The following is an 11,786-nucleotide window of genomic DNA, read 5'->3' as shown; positions in this document are numbered from 1 at the left end:
GCGCCGTACCGGTAACCTGACCAGGTGAACGAAGAGTCCGCGCAGGCGTTCCGGCTGGCCTATGTCCCTGGGGTCACCCCCACCAAGTGGGTCCGGGTGTGGATCGAACGTATGCCGGACGTCCCGATCGAACTCGTCCCCGTGGAACCGACGGCGGGCGCAGGCCCCCTGCGGGACGGAACCGCGGACATCGCTCTGCTGCGCCTGCCCCTCGAGCGGGACGGACTGTCGGTGATCAACCTCTACACCGAGGCCTCCGTGGTGGTCGTTCCGAAAGAACATGCGATCGCCGCGGTCGACTCCGTCTCCGTCGCCGATCTCGCCGACGAAACGGTGCTGCACCCGCTCGACGACGTGCTGGACTGGGCCACCTTCCCCGGCGAAGAGGCGTTCGAGCGACCCGCCGACACGGAGACCGCGATCTCCCACGTGGCCTCCGAGGTCGGTGTGCTCGTCACTCCTCAGTCGCTCGCCCGCCTCCACCATCGCAAGGACCTCACCTACCGGCCCGTCACCGATGCGCCCGCATCGCAGGTCGGGCTCGTGTGGATGACCGAGAACACCACCGATCTCGTCGACACGTTCGTCGGTATCGTCCGCGGCCGCACCGCCAACAGTTCCCGGGGACGGCAACAGGATTCGGAAACTCCCGCGGAGAACACCAAGGACCGCAAGGGTCCTCGGCGCGGGGAACGACAAGGATCCCAGCCGCGGCGCGTCGTCGGCGACAAGAAGCCCAAGGCACGAGGCGGCAAAGCCACCCGGCCCAAGGGTTCGGGCCGGCCCCGCAAGGGACGCGGCTGACGCGCACTCAGGCGATGGGACGGACCTGCGGAGGCAGTTGCATCCTGATGAGATCGGCCAGCGCCCGATAGTCGGCCGCGCGGGCGGTGGACGACCGGACGACCAGCCCGACGGTGCGGCTCGGCGCGGGAGATGCGAAGTATGCCATCGCAAGATCTCCGCGCGCCGTCTCGACCGGAATCGACGACGCGGGAACGAGCGTGATCCCCAGCCCCCCCGCAACGCACCGCACGACGGTCGCGAGGGATGTCGCGCGGGTGTCGCCGGCCACCGGCCGGGCGTCGACGGACCGGCACAGATCGAGTGTCTGGTCACGCAGGCAGTGCCCCTCGTCGAGCAGCAGCAAGGGGGCGTTGTCGAGAGCGGAGAGCGGCACGTCCGTACGACCGGCCAGCTCGTGCCCCTTGGGCACGACGAGCACGAAGTCCTCGGAATACAACGGCATTTCGACCACCCCGGAGATGTCGGAGGGCAGCGCCACCACCGCAGCGTCGAGTGTCCCCGCCCGCAGCGCTCCGAGCAGCCGCGCGGTCTGGTCCTCGACGACGTGGAGCACCAGGTTGGGCATCGTCACACCGAGCGCGGGAAGCAGATCCGGCAGCACGTAGGGGGCGACCGTGGGTATGAACCCCAGACGGAGCGGGCCGGACAATCCGTCGGAGGCGCCGGCGGCCGCGGCGACGAAACCGTCGGCCGCGTCGAGGATCACCTGCGCCTGCGGCAACAATCGCGCGCCCGCCGGAGTCACCAGCACGCGACGGGTACTGCGCTCGATCAGGTGGACCCCGAGACCGTTCTCGAGGGCCGCCAACGCCTGAGAAAGAGTGGGCTGGCTCACATTCAATCTCGTAGCCGCAGTACCGAAATGGCGATACTTCGCGACTGCCACGAAGGCACGCAGCTGCGACAGGGTGGGTTGATAACTCTGATCGGACACGCCTATCAGTCTAGTGCCACCAATCACCTTTACCTTTTGAAAGGTTTCCGGCAAGATGGTTTTCATACCGGAGAACGGTCCGACAGGATCGTCCGGTAACGCATGATTCCGTGCCGACCGGCGCGGAAGCGCGTGATCGACTCGCTTGTTCACGACTTATCGAGAGGACCGAGAATGGCACTGCTGACCATTGGCGATCAGTTCCCCGCTTTCAACCTGAAGGCCCTCGTCGGCGGAGACCTGACCCAGGTCGACGCCACCCAGCCCGATGACTACTTCACCACCATCACCAGCGACGACTACGCCGGTAAGTGGAAGATCATCTTCTTCTGGCCCAAGGACTTCACCTTCGTGTGCCCGACCGAGATCGCCGCGTTCGGCAAGCTGAACGACGAGTTCGCCGATCGTGACGCACAGGTGCTCGGCGCTTCCGTCGACAACGAGTTCGTCCACTTCCAGTGGCGCGCACAGCACGAGGATCTCAAGACCCTCCCGTTCCCGATGCTGTCGGACCTCAACCGTGAGCTCGTCTCGGCCACCGGTGTTCTGAACAAGGACGGCGTCGCCGACCGCGCGACGTTCATCGTGGACCCGAACAACGAGATCCAGTTCGTCTCCGTCACCGCCGGTTCCGTGGGCCGCAACGTCGACGAGGTCCTCCGTGTCCTCGACGCTCTGCAGTCCGACGAGCTGTGCGCATGCAACTGGAAGAAGAACGACCCGACCCTCAATGCGGGTGAGCTCGTCAAGGCGGCGCTGCAGTGAGTGTCGAGAACCTGAAGAACGCTCTGCCGGAGTACGCCAAGGACCTCAAGCTCAACCTCGGCTCCCTTGCGCGTTCGACGGAACTCAACGAGCAGCAGCTGTGGGGCACGTTCCTCGCCGCCGCGGCCGCGACCAAGTCGCCGACCGTGCTCAAGGAGATCTCCGAAGAAGCTGCCGACGTGCTGTCCGCGGAGGCGTACAACGCCGCCCTCGGTGCCGCGTCCATCATGGGCATGAACAACGTCGCCTACCGAGCCAAGGGTTTCCTCGGTGACGACTACGCCCAGGTGCGGATGGGTCTGCGGATGAACATCATCGGCAACCCCGGCGTCGAGAAGTCCGACTTCGAACTGTGGTCGCTCGCGGTCTCCACGATCAACGGCTGCCACGATTGCACTGCTGCGCACGACAACGTCGTCCGCAAGGAGGGCCTCACCAAGGAACAGGTCTGGGAGGCCGTCAAGATCGCGGCAACCCTGCAGGGTGTCGCCCAGGCGATCACCACCGCCGAGCTTCTCGCCGGCGTTTGATCCGCCCTTCCGTTCGCTGAAAAGGACCCCTCCTCGGAGGGGTCCTTTTTTGCGCCGTCCCCGGTGCCGCGGTCATTCGGGAGGCGCAGCGCTCGCGGTGCCGCCGAGCGCCCGCCCCGTGGCGAGATCCTCGTCGTCGAGCAGAACCTCGATCTCGCCGCCGAAGTCCACGCCGGGCGCGAGGGGAAGCCGGTCCCCACTCCAGAACCGGCCCGGGTCGTACCAGTTGCTGCCGCGCCGCCGTTGCTCGAGCAGCCCCATTTCTTCCATCGTCACCGCCACCACCTCTGCGCAGTAAGCACTTTCGAGACCGCCTCCCCCGGGCACCCGGTCTCGTGCCGTCTTCCGGCTCAGCGGGAGCCGGCCGGCGAACCAGCGGCCCGTCAGCTTGGCGGTGGACGGGAACGGAGTGCCGTCGAGCCGGGCGACCGTTCGGAGCAACTGGTCCTCCTGCTCGGTGCTCACCGGCACGGAGATCTGCCGCAGCCATGCACGCTGCCCGTAGCGGGCGCTCCAGACCTGCACCGCACTGCGCAGGTCGTGCAACTGCACGCCGCGCTGGTGGCGGCCGGTCCACATGTCGGGCAAGGTTTTCCCGAGTTCCGCGTGCCACATCAACGGCGGCAGGTCGTCGAGCACGACCGCCATCCCGACGTGATTGACCGGAGCGTTGGTGAGGGCTTGGATCGCGCGATCCGCACCGCTGCTGCCGCGGAAGATCCAGAGATCGCCGGTGCGGGCGATGGACACCGCGTCGTCGAGGGTGATCTGCGACCGAGCCGGGTACGTGGGCATACCCGACAGCCTTCCACGCCGCGCGTGCGCACGACGCTAGGGTCGGGGGCATGGCACTTCGCGGCAGACAGTGGTGGAAGCTTCTCGGCTTGGCCGGAGTCGTGGGCGTCGCCGCGACCGGAGCGGTGACTCTGCGTGCGGAACGCAAGCGCCGCAGTTACACCCCCGACGAGGTGCGCTCGCGCCTCCACGAACGGTATGCGCGGGCCGTCGCGCAGCAGGACGGCCGCGGCGACCTCCCCCGCCCCCCGGTCCCCCCGGGCGCCCCGGCCCCCCGCCCCCCCGCGGCGACCTCCCGCTCACCCAGGTCCCCGCGGGCGCACCGGCCCGCATCCGCCGTGTGCTTCGGCGGATCCGGGATCGCGGCTGAGCGGTCAGCCCAGCGCTGCGGCGAATCCGTCCGCGAGGTCGCGGACCTGCTCGTCGGTCATGACGAACGACGGCGAGATCTGCAACGCGCCCTGTCCTGCCGCCCGCCCCGAGATGCCGTGCGCACGGAGCTGTTTCACGAATTCCGGCGCCTCTGCCGGGTCGGTGAGCTGCACCGCTGCGACGGCTCCCAGTCCGCTGCGGACCTCCGCGACGCGAGGATGGTCGGCGAGCGGAGCCAGGGTCTCGTGCAGCGTCTTCTCGAGGCGCGCCGACTCGGCGAGCAGATTCTCGCGCTCGAGGATGTCGAGGTTCGCCAGAGCGGCCGCAGCGGCGGCGGCGTGGCCGCCGTACGTGTAGCCGTGACGCCACCACACGCCGCCCGCAAAGAAGGGCTCGGCCACCCGGGGAGCGATGAACACCGCACCCATCGGAAGGTAACCGGACGTCAGTCCCTTCGCGGTCGTGACCATGTCCGGCTGCAGATCGAACCGGGAGGAGGCGAACCACGAGCCACCGATCCGGCCGAAGCCGGTGACGACCTCGTCGACGACGAACAGGATGTCGTGCTCACGGCAGATGTCGCGGATCTCGGCGAGGTAGCCGTCCGGCGGCAGGTACACCCCACCCGCGCCGATGATCGGCTCGCAGAAGAACGCCGCGATCGTGTCGGCACCGACCTTCTCGATCAGCGCGAGCAGTGCTTTCGCGTCGTCCCAGGTCACTGTCGCGGTGTCGTCCCACAGCCGGCCGTATCCGTCGCCGTTCACCGGGATACCCGCCAGCGAGGTGCCGCCGACGTGCATGCCGTGGTAGGCCTTCTCCCGTCCGACGAGCAGCGTCTTCGTGGGTTTGCCGACCTCCTGCCAATAGCGTCGCGCCAGTTTCGCGGCCGTGTCCACCGAATCGGAGCCGCCGGAGGTGAAGAAGATCTTGCTGCCCGGAACCGGAGCGATCGTCGCGAGGCGTTCGGCGAGTTCGACGGTCGGCTCGGAGGTCAGGTCACCGAAGTTCGAGTAGTGGGCCAGCTTCCCGATCTGGTCCGCGACAGCCGTCGCGATCTCGGTGCGCCCGTGCCCGACGTTGGTGAACCACAACCCTGCCGTCGCATCCAGGTAGCGGGTGCCCGCGTCGTCCCAGATGTAGGCGCCCTCACCACGGGCCACGACGAATGCGCCGTCACGCTCGACCACGCCCATATCGGCAAATCCGTGCCACAACGCGCCCACGACCAGCTCCTGTCCACGACCAAGATTGACGCCGGTCATCGTATGCGGCGACCTCGGTCGGGGCGCACACGCCCCGGCCCGGCACCGTGTTCCCTCGAGCCGGTCCCCGGTTTCCGGTTCGGCGCAGGCCTCCGCGAGCCTCGGGCCCGGGCGTTTCGCTAGGCTGTGTACTCAGCATGTCCATCTCCCCTGCCCCGAACCGCCGCGACCTGAAGTCGGCGCTCGCCGACGTGTCGCTCCGCGACGAACACCGCCTCCGCCGCCGTCTCGACCGCGCACGTGGCGAGGACGCACTCGCCGGCATCGCCGCCGAGATCGAGCGCGCCCGCGGGCGTCTCGCCGACCGTGCCGCCGCGGTCCCGGCGATCACGTATCCCGAGGACCTGCCCGTTTCCCAGCGCAAGGACGACATCGCCGCGGCGATCCGCGACCACCAGGTCGTGGTGGTCGCGGGTGAGACGGGATCGGGGAAAACCACCCAGATTCCCAAGATCTGTCTCGAGCTCGGTCGCGGGGTTCGCGGTCTCGTCGGCCACACCCAGCCCCGCCGGATCGCAGCCCGCGCGGTGGCCGAGCGGCTCGCCGAGGAACTCGGCTCGGAAGTGGGCGACACCGTCGGCTACACCGTGCGCTTCACCGACGAGGTGTCCGGGTCGACACTGGTCAAGCTGATGACCGACGGCATTCTGCTTGCCGAGATCCAGCGCGACCGCATGCTGCGCCAATACGACACCCTCATCATCGACGAGGCGCACGAACGCAGCCTCAACATCGATTTCCTGCTGGGATATCTCCGGCAGTTGCTGCCGCGACGGCCCGACCTGAAGGTGATCATCACCTCGGCCACCATCGATCCCGAACGTTTCGCCCGGCATTTCGCCGATGCGGACGGAACGCCGGCGCCGATCGTCGAGGTGTCCGGCCGGACCTATCCGGTGGAGGTGCGCTACCGGCCGCTCACCGTGGAGATCGGCGACCAGCTCGTCGACCGCGATCCCGTCGACGCGGTGTGCGAGGCAGTCGAGGAACTCCAGTCGGCCGGGGACGGCGACATCCTGGTCTTCCTCTCCGGCGAACGCGAGATCCGGGATACCGCCGACGCGCTGCACGACCGCAAACTCCGCAACACCGAGATCCTCCCGTTGTACGGCAGGCTCTCCGCCGCCGAACAGCACCGCGTGTTCTCCTCCCACACCGGCCGCCGGGTAGTCCTGTCGACCAACGTCGCGGAGACGTCACTGACGGTGCCGGGTATCCGCTACGTCGTCGATCCGGGTACGGCGCGCATCTCCCGTTACTCGGTGCGCACCAAGGTGCAGCGTCTCCCGATCGAGGAAATTTCCCAGGCCTCCGCTCGCCAGCGCGCGGGCCGATGCGGACGTGTCGCCGACGGAATCTGTATCCGGCTCTACTCGGAGGACGACTTCGAGAGTCGTCCCGAGTTCACCGAGCCGGAGATCCTCCGCACGAACCTGGCCTCGGTCGTGTTGCAGATGACCGCACTCGGTCTCGGCGACATCGGTTCGTTCCCCTTCGTCGAACCACCCGATCCGCGTGCGATCCGCGACGGTATCGCGCTGCTCGAAGAACTCGGAGCGCTCGAACCGGCCAAGGCCGGGGAATCTCCGCGGCTGACCGCGACAGGACGTGAAATCGCCCGGCTTCCGGTGGATCCGCGGATGGCTCGGATGATCGTCGAGGGCCATCGCAACGGATGTCTGCGCGAGATCCTCATCATCGTCTCGGCGCTGTCGATCCAGGACGTGCGGGAGCGACCCTCGGAGTTCCAGCAGGCGGCCGACGAGAAGCACGCCCGCTTCGCCGTGGAGGGCTCGGATTTCCTCGCCTTCCTCCGCCTGTGGGATTACCTGAAAGAACAACGGAACGAGCTGTCCTCCAGCCGCTTCCGGAGAATGTGCCGCGACGAGTTCCTGCATTGGCTGCGCATCCGTGAATGGCAGGATCTGCAAGGGCAACTGCGCCAGATCACCGTCTCGCTCGGCTGGGAGACACATCACCGGACCGTGAGCGACGAGGCGATCCACCGCTCGCTCCTTGCGGGCCTGCTCTCGCACGTCGGCCTCCGCGAAGGCGACAAGCGCGATTACCTGGGCGCCCGCGGTGCGCACTTCGCGATCTTCCCCGGCTCGTCCCTGTTCAAGAAACCCCCGCGGTGGGTGATGGCCGCAGAACTGGTGGAAACATCGCGGCTGTGGGCACGGATGGTCGCGCGCGTCGAACCGGAATGGGTCGAAAAACTCGCTCCGCATCTGATCAAGCGGACGTACTCCGAGCCGCACTGGTCCATCAAGCACGAGTCCGCGATGGCGTACGAGCGCGTCACCCTCTACGGCATTCCCCTCGTCGCCCAACGGCCCGTGCAGTACGGACGGATCGATCCCGAGGTCTCGCGCGAGTTGTTCATCCGCCACGCACTCGTCCAGGGTGAGTGGCGGACGCGCCACAAGTTCTTCCACGCCAACCGGGCACTGCTCGAGGACGTCGAAGAACTCGAGCACCGCGCGCGCCGGCGCGACATCGTCGTCGACGACGACACGCTCTTCGAGTTCTACGACGAGCGGGTCGGTCCGGACGTCGTCTCCGCCCGGCACTTCGACACGTGGTGGAAGAAAACCCGGCACTCCCAGCCCGACCTGCTGACGTTCACCCCTGAAACCGTCGTCAACCAGGATGCCGCCGCGGTCCTCGAAGGGGACTACCCCGACGCCTGGCGTCAAGGGGAGATGCAATTCCCGCTCACCTACCAATTCGAGCCGGGCACCGAGAACGACGGTGTGACAGCGCGGATTCCGGTCGCACTGCTCGCCAACGTCCGCCCGGTCGGCTTCGACTGGCTCGTTCCCGGGATGCGGCAGGACCTCGTCACAGCACTGATCAAGACGCTGCCGAAACCTCTTCGGCGGCAGGTTGTTCCCGCACCCGACTATGCGGCCGCGGTGCTCGCGTCGGTGACTCCCCGTTCCGAACCGCTCGTCAATGCGGTCGCGCGTGAATGCTCCCGGCTCGGCAACTGCCGTATCGAACCGGGCGACTTCGACCTTGCGGCTCTCCCCGACCACCTCCGCATGACTTTTGCGGCGGTGGACGAGAAGGGCACGGTTCTGGCGCGCAGCAAGAGCCTGACCGAACTTCGGACTCGATTGTCCACCCGGGTCGATGCAGAGGTGTCCCGTGCCGCGTCGGGCACCGAACGCGCGCCCGCAGTGGTCTGGACCGCGGAGACCCTCGGCACGCTCGAGCCGACCGTCACCCGCAGTGTCGGAGGCCAGCAGGTCACCGGTTACCCGGCGCTCGTGGCGGAGGGTTCGGGCGTGGCGGTCCGAGTCCTGAGCACCGCGTCGGCCCAGGCTGCCGCGACCCGACTCGGACTGCGGACGCTGCTCCTCGCGACCGCACCGACGAAGTCGAAAGCCATCACCTCCGGCCTCACCAACGCCGAGCGCCTCGCCCTCGGCCGAAACCCCGACGGGTCGTTCGACGCCCTGGTCGAGGACTGCCGGGCGTGTGCGGTGGACGAGATGATCGCTGCGCACGGCACGCCGGTACGCACACCGGCCGAGTTCGAGGAACTCGCGAAAACGGTTCGTAGCCGTCTTCCCGGTGCGGTCGCCCGTCTGCTCCGCGCAGTGGTCCCGGTCCTCTCGGGCGCACACGAGGTCAGCGTCGCACTCGAGCGGGTCCGCGGTGAGGCCGCGGACGACGTACGAGAACAGTTGTCCTCACTGGTCTTCCCCGGATTCGTGACCGACCTGGGTTCGCGCCGCCTCGCGGAACTGCCCCGCTATCTGACGGCAGCGGTGCAGCGCCTCGATGCGCTGCCCGGTGGTTCCCCACGCGACGCGCAGGGCATGGACGTCCTGGACCGCGTGTACTCCGCGTACGACCGGCTGCTGGCACGGCTTCCCGAAGGACGCCGAACGGCGCCCGACGTCGTCGATATCTACTGGATGATCGAAGAGTTGCGCGTGAGCCTGTTCGCACAGGGCCTGGGTACCCGAATCCCGGTGTCCGAGAAGCGGGTCCTCAAAGCGATCGACGCCGTCCGCTGAGCGGAAGCGCAGACCCCGCGCTCAGTCGGCTTCGGGAACGCGCTGGGTCTGGTGCTGACGAAGTTCCGTGATCTCGCGCTCGAAATCCTCTGCCGAACTGAAGGACCGATATACCGACGCGAAACGCAGATAGGCGACCTCGTCGAGATCGCGCAACGGGCCGAGGATCGCCAGTCCGACCTCGTGACTGGGCACCTCGGGCGAGCCCTTGGCACGGATCGTGTCTTCGACCTGCTGAGCCAGTTTGTTGAGCGCATCGTTGTCGACGTCGCGCCCCTGACATGCGCGGGCGACACCTCGGACGACCTTTTCGCGGCTGAAGGGCTCGGTGACCCCGCTGCGCTTGACCACCGACAGAACGGCGGTCTCGACGGTGGTGAAACGGCGGCCGCATTCGGGGCATGCCCGGCGGCGACGGATCGCGGCACCCTCGTCTGCCTCGCGCGAATCGACCACCCGAGAATCGGGATGGCGGCAATACGGGCAGTGCATGTGGGTTCCTTCGTCGCTGCCGTGAGGGCCGCGACGCCGGCGTGGAACCGAAGCCGTCCTGGCGGAATCGCTACCACCCTCGGGTGCAGTGATGCCGACGCGACCACACGGGGTGGTGTGACTGACAGTCCACGACAATACCCGCATGTCCGGTTCGGCCGGGTGAGGCGGGTCGCCGGACGGCGTCGCCACCGGAATCACCCCCGGTCCGGCGCGGGCACCAGGAGTCGATGGCCCGAGGTCAGGTCCCCCGCGTCGAGGTCGTTCATCTCCGCGATCCGAGCGAGCGTGAGATCGACCGGAGCGTCCGGATCGACCCGCACAGCCAGCGCAGCAGGCGTCTCCCCGTCGCGTACCTCCGTCACGACTGCCGAGCCCGCGCCCGCCGTCACCTGGCTCGTCCGAACGTGCGCGACCGTGAGCAGCGCGCCGGTGGCGATCGCGCTGAACAGCACCACGGCGATCATCTGCCGCCACGTGACGCCGTCGGATACCGCTCGCTGCGACGGACGCGCCGCCACGATCCGGGTGCGCCGGAAGAGCGGATCCACCTGCGGCGCACGACCGGACCGGACACGCTCGTCTCCCGCCCACAAGGCACCGGCACCTCCTGGTGTCGCACGGGACATGAGCCGTGACGGCTGTCGCGTGCGGTTCCGTGCCGGTTGTCGCGTGCCGTTCCGTGCAGGTTGACCCGTACGAGGATGTGCCGGCGGCACCACACCCCCCGCTCGACTGTGCGCCGCATTCCGCCGAACCGCTGTTGCACCCATCGGAACCTCCGTGTGCGTTCGCCTTGTCGATCATACGTTCGATACCGTGAGGGTATTCGATCATCCGTTCGAACGAAAGTCTGTTCGAATTTCTATCACAGGGCGCGACGCACGTCACCCGTTCGCCGCATGAATCTCGAACAGGTGTTTGATATACGCGGGCGATGTCGATAGATTCGGTAGGTAACACCAATCGCATCCGACACTCGACCCACGGAGGTCACGACCATGGCGGACGGCAACTCCGCGGCAGGCCGGAGCCGGAAGGCGGCCGACGACACGACACCCGGCCTCACCGAGCGCCAGCGCCGCGTCCTCGAGGTGATCCGGGACTCGCTCACGGTTCGCGGGTATCCCCCCAGCATCCGGGAGATCGGCGACGCCGTCGGACTCAACTCCACCTCCTCGGTGGCGCACCAGTTGCGCACACTCGAGCGCAAGGGATTCCTGCGGCGTGACGCCAACCGTCCGCGGGCCGTCGACATCCGCGGACTCGACGACAACGGCTCGGTGACGGCTCCTGCCGAGACAGGCTCTGCCACGACGATCGTCGCGACCTCCGACCCCGATCTCATGGCCTCGGCCGCGATGGTGCCGGTGGTCGGGCGGATCGCCGCCGGCGGCCCCATCCTCGCAGAGGAGTCGGTGGAAGACATCTTCCCGCTCCCCCGCGAACTCGTCGGGCAGGGTTCGCTGTTCCTGCTCAAGGTCGTGGGTCAGTCCATGGTCGACGCGGCGATCTGCGACGGGGACTGGGTGGTCGTGCGGCAGCAGAACGTCGCCGACAACGGCGACATCGTCGCGGCCATGCTCGACGGCGAAGCCACCGTCAAGACTTTCAAGCGCGTGAAGAACGACGTGTGGCTCATGCCGCACAATCCCATGTTCGAGCCCATTCCGGGCAACGACGCCGTCATTCTCGGCAAGGTCGTCACGGTCATCCGCAAGATCTGAACGTCTGTTCCCGGACATGACGAGGCCCCGGGGGCGGGCCCCATGTGGGGGGCCCCCCCCCCCCCGGC

10 protein-coding genes are annotated in these 11,786 nt (G+C 67.8%); 5 read left to right on the top strand and 5 right to left on the bottom strand.

Going from position 1 to position 11,786, the window contains the following annotated elements; translation table 11 throughout:
• The first annotated feature begins 24 nt into the window (after positions 1-24).
• Positions 25-804 (top strand): LysR family substrate-binding domain-containing protein, encoded by a 780-nt coding sequence (locus tag TVH25_RS12085; protein WP_422424265.1) that lies wholly within the window; start codon positions 25-27, stop codon positions 802-804.
• A gap of 7 nt (positions 805-811) precedes the next feature.
• Here the strand turns inward: TVH25_RS12085 and TVH25_RS12080 are convergent, their stop codons facing one another.
• Positions 812-1,741 (bottom strand): hydrogen peroxide-inducible genes activator, encoded by a 930-nt coding sequence (locus tag TVH25_RS12080; protein ID WP_169620659.1) that lies wholly within the window; start codon positions 1,739-1,741, stop codon positions 812-814.
• 174 nt (positions 1,742-1,915) lie between these two features.
• Between TVH25_RS12080 and TVH25_RS12075 the strand changes: the two genes are divergently transcribed.
• Together TVH25_RS12075 and TVH25_RS12070 are read left to right on the top strand one after the other, a co-directional pair.
• Positions 1,916-2,506 (top strand): peroxiredoxin, encoded by a 591-nt coding sequence (locus tag TVH25_RS12075; protein WP_169620658.1) that lies wholly within the window; start codon positions 1,916-1,918, stop codon positions 2,504-2,506.
• Entirely contained in the window at positions 2,503-3,036 is a 534-nt protein-coding gene (locus TVH25_RS12070) for a carboxymuconolactone decarboxylase family protein (RefSeq protein ID WP_169652381.1), read from the top strand. The genes TVH25_RS12075 and TVH25_RS12070 overlap by 4 nt, the downstream gene beginning before the upstream one ends.
• A gap of 72 nt (positions 3,037-3,108) precedes the next feature.
• Here the strand turns inward: TVH25_RS12070 and TVH25_RS12065 are convergent, their stop codons facing one another.
• On the bottom strand, positions 3,109-3,831 hold the full coding sequence (locus TVH25_RS12065) for a hypothetical protein (protein ID WP_169620656.1): 723 nt from the start codon (positions 3,829-3,831) through the stop codon (positions 3,109-3,111).
• A gap of 374 nt (positions 3,832-4,205) precedes the next feature.
• Positions 4,206-5,468 (bottom strand): aspartate aminotransferase family protein, encoded by a 1,263-nt coding sequence (locus TVH25_RS12060; RefSeq protein WP_296551188.1) that lies wholly within the window; start codon positions 5,466-5,468, stop codon positions 4,206-4,208.
• Between the two features lie 137 nt (positions 5,469-5,605).
• Between TVH25_RS12060 and hrpA the strand changes: the two genes are divergently transcribed.
• On the top strand, positions 5,606-9,499 hold the full coding sequence (gene hrpA / locus TVH25_RS12055; protein ID WP_422424263.1) for an ATP-dependent RNA helicase HrpA: 3,894 nt from the start codon (positions 5,606-5,608) through the stop codon (positions 9,497-9,499).
• Between the two features lie 21 nt (positions 9,500-9,520).
• On the opposite strand, the gene nrdR is transcribed toward hrpA, so the two are convergent.
• Positions 9,521-9,991 carry a transcriptional regulator NrdR gene (gene nrdR / locus TVH25_RS12050; protein ID WP_296551190.1) on the bottom strand — a complete coding sequence of 157 codons (471 nt, stop codon included), beginning with the start codon at positions 9,989-9,991 and terminating at the stop codon, positions 9,521-9,523.
• A gap of 197 nt (positions 9,992-10,188) precedes the next feature.
• Positions 10,189-10,620 carry a hypothetical protein gene (locus tag TVH25_RS12045; protein ID WP_378528724.1) on the bottom strand — a complete coding sequence of 144 codons (432 nt, stop codon included), beginning with the start codon at positions 10,618-10,620 and terminating at the stop codon, positions 10,189-10,191.
• Positions 10,621-10,992: 372 nt separating this feature from the next.
• On the opposite strand from TVH25_RS12045, the gene lexA reads away from it, so the two are divergent.
• On the top strand, positions 10,993-11,718 hold the full coding sequence (lexA, locus tag TVH25_RS12040; RefSeq protein ID WP_296551193.1) for a transcriptional repressor LexA: 726 nt from the start codon (positions 10,993-10,995) through the stop codon (positions 11,716-11,718).
• Positions 11,719-11,786: the final 68 nt, after the last annotated feature.

Source organism: Rhodococcus sp. 7Tela_A2 (assembly GCF_049311045.1).
Classification (GTDB): Bacteria; Actinomycetota; Actinomycetes; order Mycobacteriales; family Mycobacteriaceae; genus Rhodococcus.
Note: the sequence above shows the minus strand (reverse complement) of the source record. Positions and strands in the feature narration are given on the sequence as shown.

Excerpts from the sequence above, each read along its gene's own strand:
- TVH25_RS12045 (WP_378528724.1), bottom strand. The coding sequence starts at position 10,620 with ATGTCCCGTGCGACACCAGGAGGTGCCGGTGCCTTGTGGGCGGGAGAC.
- lexA (WP_296551193.1), top strand. The coding sequence starts at position 10,993 with ATGGCGGACGGCAACTCCGCGGCAGGCCGGAGCCGGAAGGCGGCCGAC.
- TVH25_RS12060 (WP_296551188.1), bottom strand. The coding sequence starts at position 5,468 with ATGACCGGCGTCAATCTTGGTCGTGGACAGGAGCTGGTCGTGGGCGCG.
- nrdR (WP_296551190.1), bottom strand. The coding sequence starts at position 9,991 with ATGCACTGCCCGTATTGCCGCCATCCCGATTCTCGGGTGGTCGATTCG.
- TVH25_RS12065 (WP_169620656.1), bottom strand. The coding sequence starts at position 3,831 with ATGCCCACGTACCCGGCTCGGTCGCAGATCACCCTCGACGACGCGGTG.
- TVH25_RS12075 (WP_169620658.1), top strand. The coding sequence starts at position 1,916 with ATGGCACTGCTGACCATTGGCGATCAGTTCCCCGCTTTCAACCTGAAG.
- hrpA (WP_422424263.1), top strand. The coding sequence starts at position 5,606 with ATGTCCATCTCCCCTGCCCCGAACCGCCGCGACCTGAAGTCGGCGCTC.